This is a genomic window from Kitasatospora sp. P5_F3, assembly GCF_054049135.1.
In genome coordinates, this window is sequence record NZ_JBFUMY010000045.1 from 1 (window position 1) to 23,704 (window position 23,704).

General features: G+C 70.1%; 22 protein-coding genes. 8 read left to right on the forward strand and 14 right to left on the reverse strand.

The features are described from left to right. Positions 1-143 precede the first annotated feature (143 nt). Entirely contained in the window at positions 144-704 is a 561-nt protein-coding gene (locus ACXJMZ_RS24645) for an alpha/beta fold hydrolase (RefSeq protein ID WP_457032230.1), read from the forward strand. Positions 705-754: 50 nt separating this feature from the next. Here the strand turns inward: ACXJMZ_RS24645 and ACXJMZ_RS24650 are convergent, their stop codons facing one another. From ACXJMZ_RS24650 to ACXJMZ_RS24690, 9 genes are all read right to left on the reverse strand, one after another. Further along, complete coding sequence (locus tag ACXJMZ_RS24650) at positions 755-1,450, reverse strand: FadR/GntR family transcriptional regulator (protein WP_457032231.1); 696 nt, start codon at positions 1,448-1,450, stop codon at positions 755-757. A gap of 270 nt (positions 1,451-1,720) precedes the next feature. Next, on the reverse strand, positions 1,721-2,032 hold the full coding sequence (locus ACXJMZ_RS24655) for an L-rhamnose mutarotase (protein WP_457032232.1): 312 nt from the start codon (positions 2,030-2,032) through the stop codon (positions 1,721-1,723). Further along, positions 2,029-2,664, reverse strand: a complete 636-nt coding sequence (locus ACXJMZ_RS24660) for a LutC/YkgG family protein (protein WP_457032233.1) — start codon at positions 2,662-2,664, stop codon at positions 2,029-2,031. Before ACXJMZ_RS24660 ends, ACXJMZ_RS24655 begins: the two co-directional genes overlap by 4 nt. Continuing rightward, on the reverse strand, positions 2,661-4,103 hold the full coding sequence (locus tag ACXJMZ_RS24665; RefSeq protein ID WP_457032234.1) for a LutB/LldF family L-lactate oxidation iron-sulfur protein: 1,443 nt from the start codon (positions 4,101-4,103) through the stop codon (positions 2,661-2,663). Before ACXJMZ_RS24665 ends, ACXJMZ_RS24660 begins: the two co-directional genes overlap by 4 nt. Further along, positions 4,103-4,840, reverse strand: a complete 738-nt coding sequence (locus ACXJMZ_RS24670) for a (Fe-S)-binding protein (RefSeq protein ID WP_457032235.1) — start codon at positions 4,838-4,840, stop codon at positions 4,103-4,105. The genes ACXJMZ_RS24665 and ACXJMZ_RS24670 overlap by 1 nt, the downstream gene beginning before the upstream one ends. After that, on the reverse strand, positions 4,840-5,835 hold the full coding sequence (locus tag ACXJMZ_RS24675; RefSeq protein WP_457032271.1) for an aldo/keto reductase: 996 nt from the start codon (positions 5,833-5,835) through the stop codon (positions 4,840-4,842). Before ACXJMZ_RS24675 ends, ACXJMZ_RS24670 begins: the two co-directional genes overlap by 1 nt. A 2-nt stretch (positions 5,836-5,837) precedes the next feature. Then, the gene (locus ACXJMZ_RS24680; RefSeq protein WP_457032236.1) at positions 5,838-6,599 is read right to left on the reverse strand and encodes an SDR family NAD(P)-dependent oxidoreductase; all 762 of its coding nucleotides are present in this window, start codon (positions 6,597-6,599) and stop codon (positions 5,838-5,840) included. Next, complete coding sequence (locus tag ACXJMZ_RS24685) at positions 6,596-7,927, reverse strand: L-fuconate dehydratase (protein WP_457032237.1); 1,332 nt, start codon at positions 7,925-7,927, stop codon at positions 6,596-6,598. The genes ACXJMZ_RS24680 and ACXJMZ_RS24685 overlap by 4 nt, the downstream gene beginning before the upstream one ends. A gap of 11 nt (positions 7,928-7,938) precedes the next feature. Further along, on the reverse strand, positions 7,939-8,790 hold the full coding sequence (locus ACXJMZ_RS24690; RefSeq protein WP_457032238.1) for a fumarylacetoacetate hydrolase family protein: 852 nt from the start codon (positions 8,788-8,790) through the stop codon (positions 7,939-7,941). 495 nt (positions 8,791-9,285) lie between these two features. On the opposite strand from ACXJMZ_RS24690, the gene ACXJMZ_RS24695 reads away from it, so the two are divergent. The 6 genes from ACXJMZ_RS24695 (at position 9,286) to ACXJMZ_RS24720 (ending at position 16,023) form a co-directional block, all read left to right on the forward strand. Next, entirely contained in the window at positions 9,286-10,335 is a 1,050-nt protein-coding gene (locus ACXJMZ_RS24695) for a sugar ABC transporter substrate-binding protein (protein WP_457032239.1), read from the forward strand. A gap of 85 nt (positions 10,336-10,420) precedes the next feature. Further along, on the forward strand, positions 10,421-11,977 hold the full coding sequence (locus tag ACXJMZ_RS24700; RefSeq protein ID WP_457032240.1) for a sugar ABC transporter ATP-binding protein: 1,557 nt from the start codon (positions 10,421-10,423) through the stop codon (positions 11,975-11,977). Continuing rightward, positions 11,961-12,992, forward strand: a complete 1,032-nt coding sequence (locus tag ACXJMZ_RS24705) for an ABC transporter permease (protein WP_457032241.1) — start codon at positions 11,961-11,963, stop codon at positions 12,990-12,992. The genes ACXJMZ_RS24700 and ACXJMZ_RS24705 overlap by 17 nt, the downstream gene beginning before the upstream one ends. 129 nt (positions 12,993-13,121) lie before the next feature. Beyond that, positions 13,122-13,829, forward strand: coding sequence for a FadR/GntR family transcriptional regulator (locus ACXJMZ_RS24710; RefSeq protein ID WP_457032242.1), 708 nt, complete (start codon positions 13,122-13,124; stop codon positions 13,827-13,829). Between the two features lie 68 nt (positions 13,830-13,897). Continuing rightward, positions 13,898-14,935 carry a sugar ABC transporter substrate-binding protein gene (locus ACXJMZ_RS24715; RefSeq protein ID WP_457032243.1) on the forward strand — a complete coding sequence of 346 codons (1,038 nt, stop codon included), beginning with the start codon at positions 13,898-13,900 and terminating at the stop codon, positions 14,933-14,935. 86 nt (positions 14,936-15,021) lie between these two features. Continuing rightward, positions 15,022-16,023, forward strand: coding sequence for a 2-hydroxyacid dehydrogenase (locus ACXJMZ_RS24720; protein ID WP_457032244.1), 1,002 nt, complete (start codon positions 15,022-15,024; stop codon positions 16,021-16,023). Between the two features lie 151 nt (positions 16,024-16,174). Here the strand turns inward: ACXJMZ_RS24720 and ACXJMZ_RS24725 are convergent, their stop codons facing one another. Beyond that, on the reverse strand, positions 16,175-17,437 hold the full coding sequence (locus ACXJMZ_RS24725) for a hypothetical protein (protein WP_457032245.1): 1,263 nt from the start codon (positions 17,435-17,437) through the stop codon (positions 16,175-16,177). Next, on the reverse strand, positions 17,430-18,971 hold the full coding sequence (locus ACXJMZ_RS24730) for an alkaline phosphatase D family protein (RefSeq protein ID WP_457032246.1): 1,542 nt from the start codon (positions 18,969-18,971) through the stop codon (positions 17,430-17,432). The genes ACXJMZ_RS24725 and ACXJMZ_RS24730 overlap by 8 nt, the downstream gene beginning before the upstream one ends. Positions 18,972-19,270: 299 nt before the next feature. Between ACXJMZ_RS24730 and ACXJMZ_RS24735 the strand changes: the two genes are divergently transcribed. After that, the gene (locus ACXJMZ_RS24735) at positions 19,271-20,617 is read left to right on the forward strand and encodes an extracellular catalytic domain type 1 short-chain-length polyhydroxyalkanoate depolymerase (RefSeq protein WP_457032247.1); all 1,347 of its coding nucleotides are present in this window, start codon (positions 19,271-19,273) and stop codon (positions 20,615-20,617) included. Between the two features lie 145 nt (positions 20,618-20,762). Here the strand turns inward: ACXJMZ_RS24735 and ACXJMZ_RS24740 are convergent, their stop codons facing one another. The 3 genes from ACXJMZ_RS24740 to ACXJMZ_RS24750 form a co-directional block, all read right to left on the reverse strand. Further along, a complete protein-coding gene (locus ACXJMZ_RS24740) occupies positions 20,763-20,945 on the reverse strand; it encodes a hypothetical protein (RefSeq protein WP_457032248.1) in 183 nt (60 codons plus the stop codon). A 48-nt stretch (positions 20,946-20,993) separates the two neighbouring features. Further along, entirely contained in the window at positions 20,994-22,484 is a 1,491-nt protein-coding gene (locus tag ACXJMZ_RS24745; RefSeq protein ID WP_457032249.1) for an endo-1,4-beta-xylanase, read from the reverse strand. A 143-nt stretch (positions 22,485-22,627) separates the two neighbouring features. Beyond that, a complete protein-coding gene (locus ACXJMZ_RS24750) occupies positions 22,628-23,647 on the reverse strand; it encodes a LacI family DNA-binding transcriptional regulator (RefSeq protein WP_457032250.1) in 1,020 nt (339 codons plus the stop codon). Positions 23,648-23,704: the final 57 nt, after the last annotated feature.

Genomic DNA, 23,704 nt, shown 5'->3' on the forward strand with positions numbered 1-23,704 from the left:
CGCCGAGTCCGACCGGGCTGATCACGTTGGCGCCGTTGTGGCGCTCGACCAGCCGTGCCCCCGGGCCGCCGGGCCGCCAGGGTTGACACCGGTCGGCAGCGGGTATCAGACCGGCCGTTACGAGGGTGCGAAGGACGATCGCCATGGCAGGGACTCGGCAGATCCTGTTCATCCAGGGCGGCGGCGCGGGCGCGCACGACGCATGGGATGACAAGCTGGTCGACAGCCTGAGGCGAACTCTCGGGGACGAGTACGAGGTCCGCTACCCGCGGATGCCCGACGAGGGCGACCCGAGTTACGCGCAGTGGGGCCCGGTGATCCGGCGCGAGCTGGCGGACCTGGAGGACGGCGCGGTCGTGGCCGGCCATTCGGTGGGCGGGACGATCCTCATCCATGCACTCGCCGAACAGTCGCCGGAGCGCAGGCTTGCGGCCGTCGTGCTGATCGCCGCCCCGTTCGTCGGCCAGGGCGGCTGGCCGGGCGACGAGTTCGAGCTGCCCGGCGACCTCGGCGCGAGGCTCCCGCACGGCGCGCGCGTGCATGTCTTCCACGGACTCGAGGACGAGACCGCACCACCGTCACATGCCGACCGCTACGCCCGCGTGATTCCACAGGCTCAGGTACATCGGCTGCCCGGGCGCGATCACCAGCTGAACAACGATCTGACCGAAGTGGCCAAGGCGATCAGCCCCGACAGACCCTGAACCCTCAACCACGCTCCCAACACTGTCCCTGCAACGGAGGGGGCCCCTGGTCAGCCGAGCGCGGATCCGGCCGCGCCGAGGGTGTCGCGCAGCCACTGCTCGACACCGGCCACGTGCACGGTGGCCCAGGCATGAGCGAGGTCTGGGCGGCGGTGGGCAATCGCGTCGTAGATGGCGCGGTGCTGCTGACGTGTACGGGCGACCGCATCCTCCTCGGTAAGCCCACGCCATACCCGCGCTCGCGCGGTCGGGCCGGACAGGCCGTCGACCAGCGAGCAGAGCACGGTGTTGCCCGAGCCGGCCGCGATCGCGCGGTGGAACTCCAAGTCGTTGTCGATCAGTTCCTCAAGGGAGGCGTCGTCGCCCAGGCTGTCCAGCAGCTCGGCCAGGGCAGCGACGTCCTCGTCGGGCATCACCCGGGCAGCCATCGCGGCGGCGGCGGGCTCCATGATGCGCCGCACCTCGAGAAACTCCAGGACCGTGTCGTCCTGGTGGAAGTCGACGACGAAACCCAGCGCGTCGAGCAGCAGGTGGGGCTCCAGGCTCGTCACATACGTCCCGTCGCCCTGACGCACATCCAGGACCCGGATGAGGGAGAGGGCCTTGACCGCCTCGCGCAGGGAGTTGCGGGAGAGGCCGAGCCGCTCGGCGAGGTCGGCTTCCTTCGGCAGGCGCGCGCCGGGGCGCAGCTCACCGCTGACGATCATCGCTTTGATCTTCTCGATCGCCTCGTCGGTGACTGGCACGGTGCTGTCCCTCCAATGGTCCGATCAGTAGAGCATAGACCCGCGCGCCCGGTACGCTCCGCTGTCACCTGGCCGCCTTCGACCGACCGTCCAAGTCACCTACCCACACCGGGCCGACGACCGGATGCGGCCGGTGGGGCATGGGTAGCGCACCGGCCGTGCAGCCACGTACAGCGCGGCATGACATCGGATCTCCCGCCGGATCGCGTTGCGGTGGAAGACTGCCGGCTGCTCGCCGGGGCTCAGTGAGTCCATGAGGCGCACGGTCGCTCACAGTTCCCACACCGCCGGGAGTCCGGCCGCACCACCGGCTGCGGAGTAGTCGTGGACGACCTCAAGTAGCTCGCCCATCCGTGCCTGCCAGGCGATGTTGACCGGCAGGTGCTCCAACTCGGCGAGCAGGCGAGCGTAGTCCTCGCACTCCAGCAGGTGGAACAGCTCGCAGCCGCTGCGCCAGATGGTCCACTCGGAGACCCCGGCGGCACGGATGGCGGCGGTGAGTTCGGTCGGCACCTCCCGGTGGGCGGCCTCGTACTCGGCGACCTTGTCGGCGCGGACGCGGGTGTGCAGGGCGATCCTCATGTTCTCTCCACGATGACGACGTCGAGGGTGCGGGGGCCGTGCACGCCTTCGACGCGGTCGAGTTCGATGTCGCTGGTGGCGGAGGGGCCGGAGATGAAGGTCAGCGGCAGCGTGGGGTCCAGTCTGGCGAGGGCGTCGGGGACGTCGTCGGCGATCTGCCCGGCGTGGATGACGCAGAGGTGGTAGTCGGGGACCAGGGTGAGGGCGCGTCGGCCTTGGCCGGGGCCGGTGTCCAGGACGATGGTTCCGGTGACGGCGATGCCTGCGGCGGCGAGGGTGACGGTGCCGTCGAGGGTGTCGAGGGCCTCGATGCCGAGTGGTTCGGGGTGCCACTGCCAGCCGCCGGGCGGCAGCAGTTCGGTCGGGAAGCCGCCGGGAAGTGCCAAGTGGGTGGCACCGCGGTTGGTGAGGGCGGCGGCGATCGCCTCCGGCAGGCCGGCTTCGTCGGTGCGGGTGACGGTGGCTCGGTAGTCGGCGACCCGTTCGGCGAACAGGGCGACAGTGTCCTGGCCCGGTTCGGTGTGGCTGCGGCGGTAGGTGCGGGGTACGGCGACGTCGCCCGGTGTCTCGTCCGACGGGACATCAGCGAGGGCTGCCCGGATGCGGGCGAGGACGGTCTCGCGGCTGCTCACTGGCTCTCCTTGTTCTTGCGCCACCAGGTGCGGAAGGACTCGGCCGGGGGCGCGGGGGTGTCGCGGCTGTCGGACCAGCCGGCGAGCGGGCCGGGCAGCCGGCCGATGTGTCCGTTGCGGGCGAGGGCCCGGCCGCCGACCGAGGCCGCCTTCTGGGCGGCAGCGAGCAGGCGCGGGGAGTCCAGGACGGTGGCGGCAGCCTTCATCGCCAGGGCCTCAGGAGTGCGGCCCTTGGCCTCAACTACCTTGGCCCGCAGGTGGGCCAGCACCTCCGGAATGTTGATCTTCACGGGGCAGGCGTCGTAGCAGGCCCCGCACAGCGTGGAGGCGAACGGCAGGGTGGCGGCGTTCTCGACGCCGACCAGCTGCGGGGTGAGCACCGCGCCGATCGGCCCGGGGTAGACGGAGCCGTACGCGTGGCCGCCGGTGCGCTCGAAGACGGGGCAGACGTTCAGGCACGCCGAACAGCGGATGCAGCCGAGCACCTGGCGGCCGACGGTGTCGGCCAGGGTGTCGGTACGCCCGTTGTCGAGCAGCACCAGATGAAACGCTGACGGCCCGTCACCTTCGGTGGTGCCGGTCCAGGTGGACGTGTAGGGGTTCATCCGCTCCCCCGTGGATGAGCGGGGCAGCAGCTGGAGGAACACCTCCAGGTCGGTGAAAGTGGGGATGACCTTCTCGATGCCCATGACGGTGATCAGGGTTTCGGGCAGGGTCAGGCACATCCGGCCGTTGCCCTCCGACTCCACCACCATGACAGTGCCGGTGTCCGCGACAGCAAAGTTCGCACCCGAGACCGCGACCTTGGCGGTCAAGAACTTCTCCCGCAGGTGGCGGCGGGCCGCCTCGGCGAGGTCGCGAGGTTCGTCAGTGAGACCGTCGGGGGCGGGCTGCCCCCAGCGGCCCATCTCGGCGGCGAACAGGTCACGGATCTCGGTGCGGTTCTTGTGGATCGCCGGGACCAGGATGTGCGAGGGCCGGTCGTCGCCGAGCTGGACGATGAGTTCGGCCAGGTCCGTCTCGTACGCGGTGATCCCGGCCTCGGCCAAGTACTCGTTGAGGCCGATCTCCTGCGTCGCCATCGACTTGATCTTCACCACCTCGCTCTCCCCGGTGGCCTGTACGAGCTCGGAGACGATCCGGTTGGCCTCGGTGGCGTCGGCAGCCCAGTGCACGGTGCCGCCCGCAGCGGTGACCGATTCCTCCAACTGCACCAGGTAGTGGTCGAGATGACGGGCCATCCGCTGCTTGATCGCCGCCCCCGCCTCCCGCAGAGCCTCCCAGTCGTCCAACTCCGAGGCCACCGCGAGCCGCTTGTCCCGGATCGTGCCGGTCGCCCGCTTCAGGTTGGCGCGCAGCTGGGTGTCCTTGAGTGCCTCGCGGGCGGCGTCGGGGAAGGAGGGGGAGCCGAGCCAGACCACGCCTCGATCGTTGGCCATCACGCTGCTCCTTCCGTGGCGGCGAGGATCTCGGCGAGGTGCACGGTCCGCACCGCGGAGCCCTGCCGGGACAGGCCACCGCCGATGTGCATCAGGCAGGAGTTGTCGGCCGCGCACAGGACTTCGGCGCCGCTGTCCAGGACGGCGGCGTTCTTGTCGGCGAGCATCGCGGCGGAGGTGTCGGCGTTCTTGACCGCGAAGGTCCCGCCGAACCCACAGCACGAGTCGGACGAGGGCAAGTCGACCAGGTCGAGGTCCTTGACCGCCCGCAGCAGCCGCTCCGGCCGGTCCCCCAGGCGCAGGCCGCGCAGCGAGTGACAGGTGGGGTGGTAGGCGACCCGGTGCGGGAAGCGGGCTCCGACGTCGGTGACGCCGAGCACGTCGGTCAGGAACTCGGTGAACTCGTGCACCCGGGGCACCAGTTCGGCGACCTGCCGCTGGAGCGCGGGCGGGCTGTACTCCTCGGCGAGCAGCGGATGGTTCTCGCGGACCATCCCGGCGCAGGACGCGGACGGGGTGACCACCGCGTCGTAGTCGGCGAAGGTCCGCGCGAAGCGGGCGACCAGCGGGACGGCGTCGGGGCGGTAGCCGGTGTTGAAGTGCATCTGCCCGCAACAGGTCTGCTCCTGCGGGAACTCGACGCGGTGGCCGAGCCGTTCGAGCACGGTCACCACCGCCCGGCCGGTGTCGGGGTACAGGGTGTCGTTGAAGCAGGTGATGAACAGGGCGATGCGCATCAGCTCACCTCCTCCGGTGTCGGGACGTCAGGCGGCAGCAGACCGCGGGTCTTGAGGTCCGCCCAGAGCGCCGCCGGGATGTGGTGCCGGAGCATAGCGGCGGCGTCCCGAACCTCGTCGGCGCTGCGGGTGCCGACCAGGACGCTCGCCACAGCCGGGTGCCCGAACGGGAACCGAAGTGCGGCGGCCCGCAGCGGCACACCGTGCTGCTCGCAGACCGACTTGAGGTCGAGCGCCCGCTGCACCAGGTCCGCGGGGGCTGCGGCGTAGTCGAAGGTGGCGCCGGGGCGCGGGTCGGCAAGCAGGCCGGAGTTGAAGACGCCGCCGATGACGACACCGACCCCGCGCCGCGCGGCCAGCGGCAGGAGTTCGGCCAGGCCTCGCTGGTCGAGGAGGCTGTAGCGGCCGGCCAGCAGGACGGCGTCGATATCGGTCTCGCGGACGAACCGAGTGGGTAGTTCGGCCTGGTTCATGCCGACGCCGATCGCGCCGAGCACGCCTTCGGCGCGCAGGCGTTCCAGCTCGGGGTAGGCCTCGGTGAGGGCCCATTCGGCATGGTCGTCCGGGTCGTGCAGATAGGCGATGTCGATCCGGTCCAGGCCCAGCCGCTCCAGGCTGCCCTCCAGGGAGCGGCGCACACCCTCCGCGCTGAAGTCCCAACGCCGACGATGGGTCGCGGGCACCGCGAACCCACCGGCGGCCAGGTCGTCACCCACCGCGCCCGAAACGGGCTCCAGCAGCCGCCCGACCTTCGTGGAAATCGTGTAATCCTCGCGCGGCACGCCGCGCAGCACCGCACCGAGCCTGCGCTCGGACAGGCCCAGACCGTAGTGCGGAGCGGTGTCGAAGTACCGCACACCACACTCCCAGGCCGCCACCACGGCCGCCTCGGCCTCAGCGTCGGTCACCGGCGTGAACAGGTTGCCGATGACCGCCGCACCGAAGGCGAGTTCGCTGACCTTCACCTGACCGTTTCCGAGGATGTTCTGACGCAGTGTCACGGCTTCGCCTCCGGCCGCAGCCGCAGGCCCGCCATTCCGCCGTCGACGGCGAGCGCGGTGCCGGTGACGGAGGCGGCGGCCGGGGAAGCGAGGTAGGCGATCGCGGCGGCGACCTCCTCGGCGGTGACCAGGCGGCCGGTGGGCTGACGGGAGTTCAGTGCGGCGCGCTCGGCGGCCGGGTCGGCGGCGGCGTCCAGCAGCCGGGAGACCCACGGGGTGTCCACCGTCCCGGGGTTCACACAGTTGACCCGAATCCCCTCACGAACATGATCAGCGGCCATCGCCAACGTCAGCGACAACACCGCACCCTTGCTCGCCGAGTACAACGCACGCTGCGGCAGCCCGGCGGTGGCGGCGATCGAGCAGGTGTTGACCACCGAGGCGAAGGCGGAGTGGCGAAGGTGGGGCAGGGCTGCGCGGGTGGTGCGGACGATGCCGAGAACGTTGATGTCCAGCACCCGGTGCCACAGCTCGTCGTCGTTGTCCTCCACCGTCCCGGCGGCGCCGATACCGGCGTTGTTGACCAGGATGTCGATGCCGCCGAGTGCCTCGGCCGCCTCCTGGACGGCCGCGCGTACGGACCGGTCGTCGCCGACGTCGGCGGTGAAACCGCGCAGCGGGGCCCGGGCGCCCGACGGGTCGAGGTCCAGCACGGCGACGTCCGCGCCGCGCTCTCTGAGCAGTCGGGCGGTGGCCAGGCCGATGCCGGAGGCGCCGCCGGTGACCAGGGCGGTGAGCCCGTCGAGGTCAGTGGTCACGAGCCGTCCTCCCCGGCGAGGTCGGCGGCCCAGAACGCACCGTCGGGGTAGGTGAAGGTGTCGATGGATGCCTGGTGCATGGTGGCGGAGAAGCCGGGCATGGTGGGTGCCAGGTAGTGTCCGCCGCTGATTCGCACGGGGTCGAGGAAGTGCTGGTGCAGGTGGTCGACGAACTCGACGACCCGGTCATCGGTGGTGCCGGACAGGGCGACGTAGTCGAACATCGACAGGTGCTGGACCAGCTCGCACAGACCCACGCCCCCCGCGTGCGGGCACACCGGGACACCGAACTTCGCGGCGAGCAACAGGATCGCGAGGTTCTCGTTGACGCCGGCCACCCGGGCCGAGTCCAGTTGGAGGATGTCGATCGCACCGGCCTGGAGGAGCTGCTTGAAGACGATCCGGTTCTGCACGTGCTCGCCGGTGGCGACCTTGATGGGGTGGACGCCGCGCCGGATGGCGGCGTGGCCGAGGATGTCGTCGGGGCTGGTGGGCTCCTCGATCCAGTACGGATCGAACTCGGCGAGGGCGTTCGTCCATTCGATGGCTTCGGCGACGTTCCAGCGCTGGTTGGCGTCGATGGCCATCCGGATGTCGGGGCCGACAGCGTCGCGGGCGGTCCGGCAACGGCGGATGTCGTCGGCGAGGTCGGCGCCGACCTTGAGCTTGATCTGGGTGAAGCCGTCGGCGACGGCCTGCTTGGCGAGGCGGGTGAGCTTCTCGTCGGAGTAGCCGAGCCAGCCGGGCGAGGTGGTGTAGGCGGGGTACCCGCGCCGAAGTAGGTCGTCGGCGCGCTCGGCGGCGCCCTGCTTGCCCTTGGTGAGAAGGTCCAGGGCCTCGTCGGGAGTGAGTGCGTCGGCGATGTAGCGGAAGTCGACCTGCGAGACCAGCCACGCCGGGTCGGCGTCGGCCAGCAACTGCCACAGCGGCTTGCCCTCGCGCTTGGCGGCGAGGTCCCAGACGGCGTTGACGACGGCGCCGATGGCCATGTGCATCACGCCCTTCTCGGGGCCGAGCCAGCGCAGCTGGCTGTCGCCGATCAGGTCGCGGAACAGCACGCCGGGGTCGGCGCAGAGGTCGCTGACGGAACGTCCGACGATGTGCTCGCGCAGCGCCTCGATGGCGGCGACCTGGACGTCGTTGCCCCGACCGATGGTGAAGGTGAAGCCGTGACCCTCGTGGCCGCCCGCGGAGGTGCGCAGGACGACGTAGGCGGCGGAGTAGTCGGGGTCGGGATTCATCGCGTCGGACCCGTCCAGCTCCCGCGAGGTGGGGAAGCGGACGTCGTAGGTGTCGACGGCGGTGATCCGCGCGATGGTTGCGGACAACTTGGTGCCTTTCACGCGTTGCTGAAGGTCTGGCGCTGGGTGCCGAGACCGTCGATGGTCAGCTCGACGGTGTCGCCCGCGCGCAGGTAGGGGGTGCCGGGCAGGCCGAGGGCCACACCGGCCGGGGTGCCGGTGTTGATGACGTCTCCGGGGTTGAGCACCATGTACTGGCTGAGATACCAGACCAAGTACGGCACGTCGAAGATCATGTTCTTGGTGTCGCCGTTCTGCCGGCTCTCGCCGTTGACGGCCAGCCGCAGGCCCAGCGCCTGAGGGTCCGTCACCTCGTCCGGGGTGACCAGCCACGGCCCGAGCGGGTTGAACGTCTCGCACGACTTGCCGATGTCCCACTGGGTGGAGAACTCGAGCTGGAACTCGCGCTCGGACACGTCGTTGCTGATCGCGAAGCCCGCGATGTGCCCGACCGCCTCGGCCACGCTCGTCAGGTAGCGGGCCCGGCGGCCGATGACGACGGCGAGCTCCACCTCCCAGTCCGTCTTCGCCGAACCACGCGGGATCAGCACCTGGTCGAAGGGGCCGACCACGGTGGCGGGGTCCTTCATGAAGACCACCGGGCGGGTCGGGACGGCGGCGCCCGTCTCCTCGGCGTGGTCCCGGTAGTTCAGGCCGACGCACACCACCTTGCCTGGGCGGGCGACCGGTGCGCCGACCCGCAGCCCCGCCGGGTCGATCGAGGGCAGTTCACCGGCGGCCAGCGCCGCCCGGACGCGGTCGGTCCCGCCGGAGGCGAGAAACGCCCCGTCGATGTCACCGGTCAGACCGGAGAGCGCGAACGTCCGCCCGTCCTCGTCGAGAACGGCCGGGACCTCTTCTCCCGGTGCCCCGATACGCAGTAGCTTCATGCCCTGTCTCCCGTCATCGCTCGTCAGGCCGTGAGTTCCCATCCGGCCGATACATCGGATGAATGATCCGCACCTCGACCATACGGGCGACAGCCACACATGACAAGAAGTCCTCCGATGTCTGCTGGCCACTTCAGGTCATCCGCCCGCAAGTCTGCCGCTCAGGGCATGAATGACGACCCCTCGAGACACGGCGCGGAAACCCGGGCGTCACGGTTGGGAATCATCCGAGGTTTCCTCTTGTCAGTCACGTGTCCGACTCGTATGGTCCTCATTACCGCAAGCCATCCGATGACTGCGGGACCGCGGTCCGAACCGTCTGCCCGGACCGCCAGCACCACGGGGACCGGTCTCCCTCCGGATTGAGGGTCGGCAGGGAGGCAGGTCCCCTCCCCCGATTCGCCTCGCCAGGGCTGGCTCTCCCCGGCCCCCGCCGTACCGACTCTCCTCACCCCCGCAGGGGAGCCGGTCATCCCAGTCAAGGAGATCAGCACGATGAAGCTTCGGTCCCCCAGAGTCGCGGCCATCGCCGCCACCGTGGTCGTCCTGGCGGGGTTCGCCACCGCCTGCAACCGCGGCAGCGACACGGGCTCGTCCGCGTCGGGCGGCAAGCCGGCGATCGGCATCGACCTGCCCCGTGCGGACTCCGACTTCTGGAACTCCTACGCCCAGTACATCAAGCAGGACGCGACCGCCCAGGGCCTCAACACCCTGCCGGTGAGCAACTCGCAGAACGACGTGACCAAGCTGGTCGCCAACGTCCAGGTCTTCCAGAACACCRGCGCCAAGGCCGTCGTGATGGCTCCTCAGGACACCGGCGCGATCGCCTCCACCCTGGAGAGCCTCGCCACCAAGAAGATCCCGGTGGTCAGCGTCGACACCCGCCCCGACAAGGGCAACGTCTACATGGTCGTGCGCGCCGACAACAAGGCGTACGGCACCAAGGCCTGCGAGTTCCTCGGCAAGCAGCTCGGTGGCAAGGGCAAGGTCGCCGAGTTCCAGGGCGCACTGAGCTCCATCAACGGCCGCGACCGCTCCGAGGCGTTCGCCGCCTGCATGAAGGAGAAGTTCCCCGGTATCCAGGTGATCGAGCTGGCCACCGACTGGAAGGGCGACGTCGCCTCCGCCAAGCTCCAGTCCACCCTGGCCGCCCACCCGGACCTGAACGGCATCTACATGCAGGCCGGCGGCGTCTTCCTGCAGCCCACCCTCGCCCTGCTTGAGCAGAAGGGCCTGCTCAAGCCCGTCGGCCAGAGCGGCCACATCGCGATCATCTCCAACGACGGCATCCCGCAGGAGTTCGACGCGATCCGCAAGGGCGACATCGACGCGACCGTCTCGCAGCCCGCAGACCTCTACGCCAAGTACGCCCTGTTCTACGCGAACGCCGCAGCCGAGGGCAAGACGTTCCAGCCCGGCGCGACCGACCACAACTCCACCATCATCCAGCTGCCCAACGGCCTGGAGGACCAGCTCCCCGCCCCGCTGGTCACCAAGGACAACGTCGACGACAAGACCCTCTGGGGCAACAACGTCGGCAAGTAACCACCAAGAACCTCGTGGGCGGCGGCTCGCTCCCCCTGGCGGACCGCCGCCCACGGGATCCACCAGTGGAAAGGACATCCCCGCCATGGCGGACCCCAGCCCCGGACGGGGCCCCGTCGTCGAGGCCGACGGAATCAGCAAGCGCTTCGGCGCCACCGTCGCGCTCAGCGACGCCCGTATCTCGGTCGTGCCGGGCGAGTCGCACGCCCTGGTGGGCCGCAACGGTGCGGGCAAGTCCACCCTCGTCTCGATCCTCACCGGACTGCAGAGCCCCGACACCGGCACGCTGCGCTTCAACGGCGAGCCCGCACCCGCGCTCGGCGACACCGACGCCTGGCGCTCCAGGGTCGCCTGCGTCTACCAGCGCTCCACCATCATCCCGGCCCTGACCGTCGCCGAGAACCTCTTCTTGGACCGGCAGAGCACCCGCGCACTGCGCCCGATCAGCTGGAAGCAACTGCGCCATCGCGCAACCGAGTTGCTCACCGAGTACGGCGTGGACGTCGACCCGACCGCGCGCGCCGGGGACCTGACCGTCGAGCAGCGCCAGTTCGTCGAGATCGCCCGCGCGCTCTCGTTCGGCGCCCGGTTCATCATCCTCGACGAACCCACCGCCAAGCTCGACGCCCGCGGCATCGAGAAGCTCTTCGACAAGCTGCGCGCACTCCAGCAGCAGGGCGTCGCCTTCCTGTTCATCTCCCACCACCTGCAGGAGGTCTACGACCTCTGCGCCACCGTCACGGTCTACCGCGACGCCCGGCATATCGTCACCGCGCCGGTCGCCGAGCTGGACCAGCGGGCCCTGGTGGAGGCGATGACCGGCGAGAGCTCCCGGGCCACCGAGCCCGCCTGGTCGGTGACGGGCCGTCAGCGCCAGGACGGCGCCCCGCTGCTGGAGGTCTCCGGGCTCAGCCTGGCCGGTGCCTACCAGGACTTCTCGCTGACCGCGCACCCCGGTGAGGTCGTGGGCCTGGCCGGGGCCGCTGCCAGCGGCAACGTCCGGCTCGGCGAGACCATCGCCGGACTGCACCGCCCGCAGGCCGGCACGGTCACCGTCGCGGGCCGCCAGGTGCGCACCGGCCAGGTCCCCGCCGCCCTCGCGGCCGGGATCGGCTTCGTACCCGAGGACCGACACCTCCAGGGCCTGATCCCGCAGCGCAGCGTCGCCGAGAACGCCACCCTGACCGTCACCGACCAGCTCGGCCCGTTCGGCACAATGCTGCCCTCGCGGACCCGGGCCTTCGCCGAGCGGATGATCACCGGCCTGGACATCAAGACGCCCAGTGCCGCCGCTCCGGTGTCCGCGCTGTCCGGCGGCAACCAGCAGAAGGTCGTCATCGCCCGGGCACTGGCGACCGAGCCGCACGTGCTGGTCGCCGTCCGCCCGACCAACGGCGTCGACGTCAAGTCCAAGGAATCCCTGCTCGGCACCGTCCGCGAGGTCGCCGACGCCGGCCGGACCGCTCTCATCGTGTCCGACGAACTCGACGACCTACGGGTCTGCGACCGCGTACTGGTCATGTTCCACGGCCGCGTCGTCGCCGAGTACGCACCGGGCTGGAGCGACGAACAACTGGTCTCAGCCATGGAGGGCATGGCCGGCCCGACCGACACGAAGGAAATCCATGTCTCCCACCACTGAGGCCCGCGCGCTGTCGGCCACCGCCGTCCCCGCACCCGCCGAACCCCGCTTCCAGCTGGCCCGCTACCGCGACCTGTCCCTCGTCCCGGTCCTGCTCGTCCTGGGGATCATCGGGTTCGCGGTCTCGCCTGCCTTCCTGACCTCGGCCAACCTCCTCGGCGTCGGCCAGCAGTCCACCGAGCTGAGCCTGCTGGTGCTGGCCGAGGCACTGATCCTGATCGCCGGCCGGATGGACCTCTCACTGGAGTCCACCATCGGCGTGGCCCCGGTCATCGCCATCTGGCTGGTCGCGGCCGACCACGGCTCGCGCTTCACCGGCCTGGGGCTGTTCCCCGAGTGGATGGCCATCCCGCTGTGCCTGCTGGTCGGCGCGGCCATCGGAGCGTTCAACGGCTTCCTGATCCTCAAGCTGCGTCTCAACGGCTTCATCGTCACCCTCGGTGCGCTCACGATGCTGCGCGGCCTCCAGATCGCCGTCTCCAAGGGGCAGTCGATCATCGACCTGCCCGGCTCCTTCACCTACCTCGGCCGCACCAGCTGGCTCGGCGTCCCCGCCGCGATCTGGATCTGCGGCCTGCTGTTCCTGATCGGCGGCAGCGCGCTCGCCTGGCTGCGCCACGGCCGCGCCCTGTACGCGATCGGCGGCAACGCCGAGGCCGCCCGCGCCGCCGGCATCCGGGTCGACCGCATCACCTGGGTCGTACTCATCCTCGGCAGCCTGCTCGCCGCCTTCGCCGGCATCCTCTTCACCGGCCACTACGGCTCCATCTCCGCCGACCAGGGCAACGGCTGGATCTTCCAGGTCTTCGCCGCCACCGTCATCGGCGGCGTCAGCCTCAACGGCGGCCGCGGCACCCTCTTCGGCGCCCTCACCGGCGTGCTCACCCTCCAACTCGTGCTCAACGTCATGACGTTGGGCGGCGTGCCTTCGCTGTGGAACCAGTTCCTCAACGGCGCGATCATCATCCTCGCGCTGATCATCTCCCGCTTCGTCTCCGGCGAGAAGCAGGAGTGACAGAGCGCCGAATCACCTCCTGAGCCGCCGGAGCGGCGCGATCACAACGGCCGGATCAGTCGATCGCGCCGCTCCGGCCGTTCCCGATCGCCCACCGCTCCACACCCCACACAGGAGGTGAACCGCACCATGGCGGTGACCGATCAGGCCATCGAGAAGATCAAGGAAATGATCCTCTCCGGCGCGCTCCAGCCCGGCTCCCGGCTCCCCAACGAGGCCGACCTCGCCGACCAGCTCGGCCTGTCCCGCAACTCGCTCCGCGAGGCCGTCCGGGCTCTCATCGCGATGCGCATCCTGATCGCCCGTCAGGGCGACGGAACCTACGTCTCCGGGCTGGAACCGCACCTGCTGCTCGAGGCCATGGCCTTCGCCGCCGACGTCTCGCACGGCCACTCCGCCGGCCAACTCCTACAGGTACGCCGACTGTTGGAGCCACCGGCCACCGCCCTCGCAGCCGGCCGGCTCACCCCGCAGGAACTCGGCTCGCTCCGGGACATCCTCGACGAGGCCGCAACGGACATCGGCATCGAGGAGTTCATCGAGCTGGACATCGAGTTCCACCGCACCATCGCCGACTCCGTCGGCAACCCCGTTCTGTCCACCCTGCTCGCCATCCTCTCCACCCACACCCAACGGCTGCGCATCGTCCGCGGCACCCGCCACGCCCCGGCCCGCGACCAGGCCCACCGCGAACACGAGGCCATCTGGCGGGCCCTGGCCGCCGGGGACGCCCTGCTCGCAGCGAACGCGAGTGCGGTCCACGTCGCCGCCGTCGAGGAGTGGCTGGCCGCCGGGGCCGGACCCGACTCCCCCGAACATCGCCCGCAGTCCTCCTAGCGACGCCTCTCGACCTCCGACCATCTCCGCCCCCGCGCGCGAGTCCCCCACCCAGGACGGTCCTTCAGATGAAGAGACGAACTGCCAGAACCACCGGCCTGACCAGCGCTTCAGTGCTGATCACGGCCTGCCTCACCGCCTGCGGGAGCAACGCCGCGTCGGACAGCTCCGGTCCGCTGATCGGCATCGACCTGCCCCGGACCGACTCCGACTTCTGGAGGGCTTACGCGAAGTACGTCCCGGCGGAGATCGCCGACCAAGGGCTCAACGCCCTGCCGCCGACGCAGTCCAACGGCGACGAGCAGACGTTCACCGCCAACATCCACTCACTGGCCGCCAAGCGTCCCAAGGCCGTCGTCATGGCCCCCCAGAACACCATGACCACCGACACGACGTTGACCCACCTGTTCAACGCCAACATCGACGCCATCAGCGTGGACACCAGACCCGAGTACGGCATCGTCTACATGGTGGTGCGCACCGACAACAGGGCCTACGGCACCAAGGCCTGCGAGTTCCTCGGCAAGCAGCTCGGCGGCAGGGGCAAGGTCGCCGAACTCCAGGGCGCACTGAGCTCCATCAACGGCTACGAGCGGTCCGAGGCCTTCGCCCTCTGCATGAAGCGGCAGTTCCCCGGCATCCAGGTGATCGAGCTGGCCACCGACTGGAAGGGCGACGTCGCGTCCACCAAGCTCCAGTCCACCCTGGCCACCCACCCGGACCTCAACGGCGTCTACCTGCAGGCCGGCGGCGTCTTCCTGCAGCCCACCCTCACCCTGCTCCAGCAGAAGGGCCTGCTCAAGCCCGCCGGCCAGCGCGGGCACATCACCATCATCTCCAACGACGGCATCCCGGCCGAGCTCGATGCCATCCGACGTGGCCAGATCGACGCCACCGTCTCCCAGCCGGCCGACCTCTACGCCAAATACGCCCTGTACTACGCCAAGGCCGCCACCGAGGGCAAGACCTTCCAGCCCGGCCCCACCGACCACGGCTCCACCATCATCTCCCTGCCCAACGGCCTGGAGGACCAGCTCCCCGCCCCGCTGGTCACCAAGGACAACGTCGACGACAAGACCCTCTGGGGCAACAACGTCGGCACCTGATCAGGGCGCGCGTCGGTGACGGACCGTGCACCACCCGGCGGCTAGCGTACGAGATGATCAATGCCGCGATCAGGAGGGACGGACCGATGGAGATCCTCGCCTACGGCGTCCAGGCCGACGAACAACCGCTGCTGCGCGCCGCCTTCAAGGACGGGCACCAACTGCGCACCCTCGCCGTCTTCCTCAACGCCGACACCGCCCCGCTCGCCGCCGGGTACCCCGTGGTGAGCAGCAGCGTCAACTGCGACCTGGACGCCGAGGTGCTCGGCCTGCTCGCCGCAGGCGGCGCCCGGCTGATCGCCCAGCGCTCCACCGGCTTCAACAACATCGACCTGGACACCGCCGCGGAGCTCGGCCTCACCGTGGCCCGGGTCTCCTACTACTCCCCCTACGCCGTCGCCGAGCACGCCTGGACCCTGGCCCTCGCGGTCAACCGAAGGCTCGCCCGGGCCGCCAACCGCTCACGCGAGTTCGACTTCCGGCTGGACGGTCTGATGGGGCGTGACATCCACGGCATGACGGTCGGGGTGATCGGCACCGGCAAGATCGGCGAGTGCTTCGCCCGGATCGCCAACGGCTTCGGCACCGAACTGCTCGGCTGGGACATCACCCAGAACCCCGCCTGCCGCGAACTCGGCATGACCTACGTCAACCGCACCGAACTGCTGGAACGCTCCGACCTGATCAGCCTGCACGTCCCGCTGCTGCCCGACACCCATCACCTGATCGACGCCGCCGCGCTGGCCCGGATGAAGCCCGACGCCATCCTGGTCAACTCCAGCCGGGGCGGCCTGGTCGACACCGCCGCCCTGGTCGAGACCCTCCGCGACGGCCGGCTGGCGGGAGTCGGCCTGGATGTCTACGAGGAGGAGACCGGGGTCTTCTTCTACGACCGCTCGGTGGAGGGCATCGCCGACGACGTACTGGCTCGGCTGATCAGCTTCCCCCAGGTCCTGGTGACGTCCCATCAGGCCTACTTCACCCGCACCGCCGTCGGCCAGATCATCGACGCCACCGTGCAGAACGTCGAGGACTACGAGGCCGGCCGCCGCAACGAGAACACCCTGGTCCCGAGCACTGCCGACTGAACCCCTGACAGCTTCCGTGAGCCACCGGGTCTCCCTGCGGAGGTGACCCAACAGAGGTGCCGGAGAACCGCGTTCTCACGTGACTCCGGCACCGCCTGTCGGATCACCCAACCCGGGGCAGCCCGGCGGACGTCCACGGATCGAAAGGACGTCACCAGTCCGAGTTGGTCGCCCCCAGGCTCAGCAGGACCTGGTCGAAGGTGTTCCCGTCGTTGTCATCGGTGTACGACATCGCGAGTGTGCCGTACGGGGAGGAAGCCACCGCGACCTGCTCCTGCCGACCGCTCGTGACCTGGCTGACGGACTGGGCCGGCAGCCGGCCGGCGAAGGTGCCGTCGGGGTTGAGGCCCCGGGCCCAGACCGCTGGATCGGTGCCGGCGACGCTCCAGCCGACCACGGCGCCGCGTTGGTCGTCGATGCCGACGGTGGGGTTGCCGGCTCCGGCTCCGCCGGAGATCTCGACCTCGGCCGAGCCGGCGGTGCCGGTCGCGGTGAACGATCGGGCCCAGACGCCACGGGTGCCGGTGTGATCGGACTCCCATGCCACCGCGAAGTCGCCGTTGAAGTCGGCGGCCACGGCCGGACGCTGCTGCTGCCCGCCGCCGAGGCTGTTGGCGCTGCGGCGGGTGAGTGCCACGGCCCCGTTCGCCTTGGCCAGCTTCACCAGACCGATCTGGTAGTAGCCGTTGTTGTCGGTGTCCTCGTCCCAGACGACGACGGCCTCGCCCGAGCCGGAGGTCGCGACGTCGGGGTTGTGGTGCGCGCCGCCGGCGGCGTTGACCGTCACCTCGTAGGCCTTCGTCGTGGTCCCGGTGAACCCGGCTGCCTTCACCGTCGCCGCCGCGGTGCCCTGGATGTCCTCCCACACCACGGAGAACGCGACTGCGGTGGTGCTTCCCGGCGCGCCGTCCGGATCGACCGCGACGCGCGGATGGATCTGCTGGCCGCCGGCGCTCGCGTTGGCCTGGCCGGAGCCGAGGACCGCACCGGTCGGCGAGAGCACCCGGTAGGTGATGTTGTAGAGCCCGTTGCCGTCCGGGTCCTCCGCCCACACGACGACGGCATTGCCCCGGTCGTCGAGTCCCACGTCGGGCTGGAGATGCCGCCAGGCCACGCCCGCGGTCCCGCCGGCCGAGAGCTTCGCCTCGTAGGCCGAGACGCCGTTGCGGAACATCCGCACCCACACGTCGCTGTGCGCGTTGTCGCCCGGGTTGGTCGAGTCGCGGTCGTCCTCCCAGACCACCGCGACGTCGCCGAGGCGATTGGCCGCGATCGAGGCGGAGTCCTGGTCACCGGTGGAGTCGCTGTTCGCGGTCGCCCAGGACGAAGGGCCCGCCGCCGAGGCCGGGGCGGCCATGACGAGGACCGCGGTGAAACCGGCGACGGCTGCGCCGAGTACGGAGAGCTTACGCATCGGCCAACCCCGGCTGTCCGTCGTGGATGACAAAGGTCCGGGCGGTGGTCGCCGCCGCGCCGTGCTCGGTCACCGTCGCCACCGACCGGAAGTCGGCTGTGAGCTGCGACGGCGTGATGTGCGTACGGACGTAGCCGCGCTGATTGGAGTAGAAGCGCAGATGCGGGTTGAGCGATCCGTTGGGGATCGTCGTGGTGGTGCTTCCGTTGCCGCCGCTGGTGATCGAGGTGCAGACGAGCTCGGAGCCGATCGTCGCCGACGACGGATTCGCGTAGTCGGCCTTGAGGTCGTTGCCCCACGACGCATGCACGTCACCGGTGAGGACGACCGGGTTGCGTACGGCCCGGTCGATGATGCCCTGCTGGATCCGCGCCCGGCCGGCCCGGTACCCGTCCCAGGCATCCATGTTCATCGCGCCGGACGAGTTCACGTTGCGGGCGAAGAAGACCTGCTGGCCGATCAGGTCCCAGGTGCTCAGGTGCTGGCCGAGTCCGTCGAGCAGCCATGTCTCCTGGGCCGCGCCGGTGATCGAACGGCCCGCCAGATCGGCGTCCGCGCAGACCTTCGTCCCGTCGCCGCAGGCCTGGTCGTCGCGGAACTGGCGGGTGTCGAGCATGTGGAACGTGGCGAGGGTGCCCCAGCGGACCCGGCGGTAGAGCTGGATGCTGTTGCCGGAGGGCGTCGCGGCGGCCCGCAGCGGCATGTTCTCGAAGTAGGCCTGGTACGCGGCGGTGCGTCGCGCGGTCCACTGGGCCGCCGTCAACGAAGGGCTGCTGTCGGCGCGGACCATGTTGGCGTAGTTGTTCTCCACCTCGTGGTCGTCCGGCACCACCAACCACGGCGCGATCGCGTGCGCGGCCTGCAGGTCCGGGTCGCTGCGATAGAGCGCGTAGCGGCGACGGTAGTCGGCCAGCGACACGATCTCGCTGCCGAGGTGCTGGCGCACGCCACCGGAGCCGGCGCCGCCCTCGTAGATGTAGTCGCCCAGGTGCAGGATCAGGTCGGGGCGGTCGTCGGCCATGCGGCGGTAGGCGGTGTAGTAGCCCGACTCGTAGTGGGCGCACGAGGCGAAGGCCATCGTGAAGTCACGCCCGACCGTGTTCGGCGCCGGCGCGGTGCGGGTCCGGCCCGCCGGGGAGATGAATCCCTGGGCCCGGAACCGGTAGTAGTACTCGGCATCCGGGGCGAGCCCACCGGCCAGTACGTGCACCGAGTGGGCCTGGGCGTAGCGGGCGGTGACCGTACCGGAGTTGACGAGGGTGGTGAAGTTCGGGTCGGTCGATACCTGCCAGTCGACTGCGACGTCGGCGTTGGGCATGCCGCCCTGACCGTCCGCGTTGGTCGGCGCGGGAGCCAGACGCGTCCAGAGCACCACGCTGCTGTCGTCCGGCTCCCCGGAGGCGACGCCGAGCGTGAAGGGGAAGGGAGTGGAGGCGGCGGCCGACGGCTGGGCCATCGCGCCGAGTTGGAGCGCGGCGGCGCCCGCGGTGGTGAGCCCGCCTAGGAGGAAGATGCGGCGACTGAGGTTGCTCATGGCCGTCCATGCTCGCAGACGCAGGTGAACTTCCACCCTTGCGAGGGAGGCAGTCAAATGGCGTGGCAGCAAAGTAAGTTGGTAAATACTCACACACCGAAGGCACCCGGGCCGCCGTCGAGGAGCACGTGGCGATTTACCGGGACCTCTGCGGCGGGGCTGTGGTGGGGAGTTGAGGGCTGTGGTTGACCGATACCGGCCGTGCCGGGGTCGTTGACCGCGGTGGGGACCGACACGAGTATGAGTGCGCGGCGCCGGAACACACTTCAGCTCACCCCCCACCCCCGACGGAGAGGTCCATGTTCCGATCCCGCTCTCTCAAGTCCCGCCTGCTGGGCATAGCCGCTGCGGTCGGCCTTGCCATCGGCCTGACCCTGCAGGCCGCCCCCCAGGCCACCGCCGCCTCGCTGACCCAGATCACGAACTTCGGCACCAACCCGACCGGTCTGCTCATGCACCTGTACGTGCCGAGCAACGTCAGGGCCAACCCCCCGATCCTGCTGGCCCTGCACGGGTGTCAGGGGTCGGGTCCCTACCTGCACTCGAGCCAGGACTTCTCGTCGCTGGCCGACCGGTACGGGTTCCTCGTCATCTATCCCTCGACGAACCCCAACGGAAGTTGCTGGGACGTCTCCTCCGACCAGGCGTTGACCCGCAACGGCGGCAGCGACCCGGTCGGACTGATGTCGATGATCACCTACACGGAGCAGCACTACGGCGGCAACGCCAACGCCGTGTACGTGACCGGGCAGTCGTCCGGCGGCATGATGACGAACGTGATGCTCGCCGACTACCCCGACGTGTTCAAGGCGGGCGCGGCGTTCATGGGAGTGCCCTACCACTGCTTCTACACCGGCTCGGTGCGCGGCTGGAACTCGGCCTGCGCCCAGGGCCAGGTCTCCATGACCCCGCAGCAGTGGGGCGGACTGGTGCGCAACACGGGGTATCCCGGCTACACCGGTCCACGTCCGCGCGTGCAGCTGTGGCACGGGACCACCGACACCATCCTGAGCCACAACAACCTCGGTGAAGAGATCAAGCAGTGGACCGATGTCCTCGGCGTGAGTCAGACGCCGTCGGCCACGGACAGCCCCGCGGCCAACTGGACCCGTACCCGGTACAACAACAGCACCGGCACCACCCAGGTCGAGGCGTACAGTCTCGCCGGGCTCGGGCACGAACTGCCGGTCAAGGGCTCCCAGATGGCCGCGCAGGCCATCCGCTTCATGGGCCTGGACGCGGGGTCCTCCGGCGGTACGACCGGCGCGCTGCGTGCGGTGGCTGCGGGCAAGTGCCTGACCGATGCGAACACCGCGCTGGGCACGCAGCAGCAGATCTACGGGTGCAACGGCGGCGCGAACCAGACCTGGACGCGTACCTCGTCGAACCAGCTGACCGTGACCGTGGGCGGCACCACGCTGTGCCTGGACGCCAATGCGCACGCCACCACCCCCGGCACCAAGGCGATCGTCTGGTCCTGCAACGGCCAGGCCAACCAACAGTGGCAGCTGAACTCCAACGGCACCGTCACCGGAGTGCAGTCGGGTCTCTGCCTGGACGTGGCCGGCCTGGCCACCACCGACGGCACACCGGTCCAGCTGTGGACCTGCAGCGGCGGCAGCAACCAGCAGTGGACGCTCGCCTGACACCGCGTGCACGCCGGTCGTAACTGCGGCGCCCCCGGCGGTGGTTGAGGGTGTGCACCTGCACACCCCAGCCCTGCCGGGGGCGCTGAGCTTGTCGTTAGACATCCGACGGTCAGTACCGGTAACCCTGGGGCTTTGGTGCCCGTCAGCGCCGTTCGGCGGTAGGTGCCAAGTCGCGGACCAGGAAGTGGAGTTGCACGTCATCCATCGACCGGTGGTACCGCACGCCCCCCGACAGTCCGAAGCGTTCGACCATCACGGCCTGCCGGGCGCGGGCGCGCTCACGGGCGACGAGCACGACCTCTTCCCAGCGGTCTGACAGCAGCACTTAGCCCCGCCGCACGGAGCGACGGGGCGAAGTACTGCTGTCAGACCCTCAGGCGGTGCTGCAGGCAAGGCCGTTGAGGCTGAACTGTCCGGCCGGACCCGCGTTGCCGGAGTGGGTGGCCTGGAAGCCGAAGGAGACCGAGCCTCCAGGGGTGATGGTGCCGTTGTAGCTGAGGTTGTGGGCGGTGACCTGGCCGGTGGCCGGGCTGACCGTCGCGTTCCAGCTGTTGGTGACGCTCTGACCGCCGGGCAGGGCGAAGGACAGTGCCCAGCCGTTGACGGTGGTGGATCCGGTGTTGGTGACGGTGAGGTTCTCGGTCAGGCCGGTGTTCCAGGCGTTGATCTCGCCGGTCACCTTGCAGGCGGCCCCACCGGTCGGACTCGGGCTCGAAGTCGGGCTCGGGCTGGAGCTCGGGCTCGGGCTCGGCGAGTTGGACGGGGAGGTGGACGGCGAAGGACTGGAGGTGGAGCCGCCGAGGGCGTTGACCGTGGCGGTGTAGGCGGGCTTCGGCTGGTAGTTGCTGTCGTACAGCGTGGCGGCGCCCTCGCCGGGGAAGGTGCCGGGGACCCAGGAGTCGGGGTCGCCGACGGCCCACTGGCTGATGCCGACGCAGCCCTTGACGGCCAGGCAGGTGTTGACCACGCTCGCGTAGTCACGTCCCTGCTGGGCCAGCTTTGCGCCGTCCGGGGGCAGTTGCATGCGGACGTCGAGCTCGGTGATGGCGACCTCGAGGCCGAGTGCGGTGAACCGCTCCAGGTTGGCCTTCAGGCTGGACGGGATCTGGCCGAGGATGAAGTGGCCCTGGAAACCGATGCCGTCCAGCGGGACACCCTGGCTCTTGAGCGACTTCGCCAGGTTGTACATGGCATCGCTCTTCGCGTTCAGACCCTCGGTGTTGTAGTCGTTGAGGTAGAGCTTGGCGCCCGGGTCGGCGGCCCGGGCGGTGCGCAGCGCGTCGGCGACGAAGCCGCTGCCCATCGCCCGGTAGAAGGCGTCGTTACGGAAGCTGCCGTCCTCGTTGAACATCTCGTTCACCACGTCCCAGGCGTAGAGCTTGCCCTTGTAGTGGGTCGCCGTGGTGGTGATGTGGTTGCGCATCGCGCCCTGCACCTGACTGTCCGGCAGGTTGCTCACCCAGGACGGGAGCTGGCTGTGCCAGACCAGCGTGTGGCCGCGCGTCTTCATGGAGTTGGCCTGGGCGAAGGAGACGAGCCGGTCACCGGGGCCGAAGTTGAAGTTGCCCGGCGAGGACTCGACGGTGTCCCACTTCATCTCGTTGGTGGGGGTCAGCACGCCGAACTGGCTGCTCGCCAGGCCGGTGATGGTGGCGTTGCCCAGGTCGAACTGGGAGATCGCGGTACCGAAGTAGATCCCCTTCGACTCGGCGAGGGTGCGCAGACTGGGCCCCGCCGCGCCGGCCTGGCCGGCCGGCAGCAGGGCGGCCGCCGCCAGGGCGGCAGCGGTGACGGTGGCGGCGACGGTGCCGAGGGCGCGACGGGCGTTCCTCGGGTGGGTGGTGCGGAGCATGCGGACGGGCACCGGCGTGGTCCCTTCTCTTCTCGGGTGGGGAAAGAGCTGGACGTGCGGTGGGGCATGGAAGACCGGCAGGAGGCGAGGTCTTCGAAACTTTCGCTGTCCCTGCCGATTCCGATCGGTGACCCTAGGGCCGGTCCGGCCGTCCGTCAACCGTCCGCGCGGACCGACCGGGGCGGGGCGGTGCTGCTGCGCTCGACGAGGCTGGTGGCCAGGTCCACCCGCAGCGTGCCGGGCTGCACACCCCTGGCCAGGTCGATGACCAGGCGGGTTGCGACCTCGGCCATCTCGGTCAGCGGCTGGCGCACGGTGGTCAGCGGCGGCCCGACCCAGCGGGCCAGCGGCAGGTCGTCGAACCCGACCACGCTGAGGTCCTCCGGGATACGCAGGCCCAGCTCACGGGCGGCCTCGTACAGCCCGAGCGCCTGCAGGTCGTTGGCCGCGAACACGGCGGTCGGCCGGTCGGGCCGGCTCAGCAGTTCCAGGCCGACCCGTCGCCCGGACTCGTGGTGGAAGTCGCCCTCGCGGACCAGCTCCGGGTCGTAGGCGATCCCCGCGATGTCGAGCGCCGCCCGGTACCCGTCGGCGCGGGCCCGGCTGCACATCATCCGGCCGGGGCCGCCGATCAGACCGATCCGGCGGTGGCCGAGGTCGAGCAGGTGGCGGGTGGCGGCCAGGCCGCCGTCCCAGTTGGTGGTGCCGACCGCCGGCACCCCGTGGCCGGGGTCGCCGGCCGGGTCCAGCACCACGAACGGGATGTTCCGGCCCGCCAGTTGCTGCTGCTGGGAACGGTCCAGGCCGGAGAGCACCAGCACGACGCCGGTGGGACGACGGGCGAGCACCCCGTCCACCCAGGACTGACCGGGGCTGAGCCGGCCCGAGGACTCGGAGAGCACGATGCTCAGGCCCTCCGCACGCACCACGTTCTCGACCCCACGGATGACCTCCATCGCCCAGACGCTCTCCAGCTCGTGGAAGACCAGTTCGAGCAGCGGAGCGGCCTGGGCGGTGCCGCGCCGGCGCCGGTAGCCGTGCCGGCGCAGCAGGTCCTCCACCCGTTCCCTGGTGGCCGGGGCGACATCGGCCCGCCCGTTCAGAACCTTCGAAACAGTCGGCGCAGAGACCCCGGCCTCTTGCGCGATCTCGGCGAGCGTAGCCGCTCTGGTCACGAGTTCCTCCTGCACTGCCCCTGCTGGGCGAACACCGTTGTTGGCCTGCGTACGGCC

Excerpts from the sequence above, each read along its gene's own strand:
- ACXJMZ_RS24655 (WP_457032232.1), bottom strand. The coding sequence starts at position 2,032 with ATGAGGATCGCCCTGCACACCCGCGTCCGCGCCGACAAGGTCGCCGAG.
- ACXJMZ_RS24705 (WP_457032241.1), top strand. The coding sequence starts at position 11,961 with ATGTCTCCCACCACTGAGGCCCGCGCGCTGTCGGCCACCGCCGTCCCC.
- ACXJMZ_RS24730 (WP_457032246.1), bottom strand. The coding sequence starts at position 18,971 with ATGAGCAACCTCAGTCGCCGCATCTTCCTCCTAGGCGGGCTCACCACC.
- ACXJMZ_RS24735 (WP_457032247.1), top strand. The coding sequence starts at position 19,271 with ATGTTCCGATCCCGCTCTCTCAAGTCCCGCCTGCTGGGCATAGCCGCT.
- ACXJMZ_RS24670 (WP_457032235.1), bottom strand. The coding sequence starts at position 4,840 with ATGCGCATCGCCCTGTTCATCACCTGCTTCAACGACACCCTGTACCCC.
- ACXJMZ_RS24725 (WP_457032245.1), bottom strand. The coding sequence starts at position 17,437 with ATGCGTAAGCTCTCCGTACTCGGCGCAGCCGTCGCCGGTTTCACCGCG.
- ACXJMZ_RS24690 (WP_457032238.1), bottom strand. The coding sequence starts at position 8,790 with ATGAAGCTACTGCGTATCGGGGCACCGGGAGAAGAGGTCCCGGCCGTT.
- ACXJMZ_RS24710 (WP_457032242.1), top strand. The coding sequence starts at position 13,122 with ATGGCGGTGACCGATCAGGCCATCGAGAAGATCAAGGAAATGATCCTC.
- ACXJMZ_RS24715 (WP_457032243.1), top strand. The coding sequence starts at position 13,898 with ATGAAGAGACGAACTGCCAGAACCACCGGCCTGACCAGCGCTTCAGTG.
- ACXJMZ_RS24720 (WP_457032244.1), top strand. The coding sequence starts at position 15,022 with ATGGAGATCCTCGCCTACGGCGTCCAGGCCGACGAACAACCGCTGCTG.
- ACXJMZ_RS24700 (WP_457032240.1), top strand. The coding sequence starts at position 10,421 with ATGGCGGACCCCAGCCCCGGACGGGGCCCCGTCGTCGAGGCCGACGGA.
- ACXJMZ_RS24645 (WP_457032230.1), top strand. The coding sequence starts at position 144 with ATGGCAGGGACTCGGCAGATCCTGTTCATCCAGGGCGGCGGCGCGGGC.
- ACXJMZ_RS24665 (WP_457032234.1), bottom strand. The coding sequence starts at position 4,103 with ATGGCCAACGATCGAGGCGTGGTCTGGCTCGGCTCCCCCTCCTTCCCC.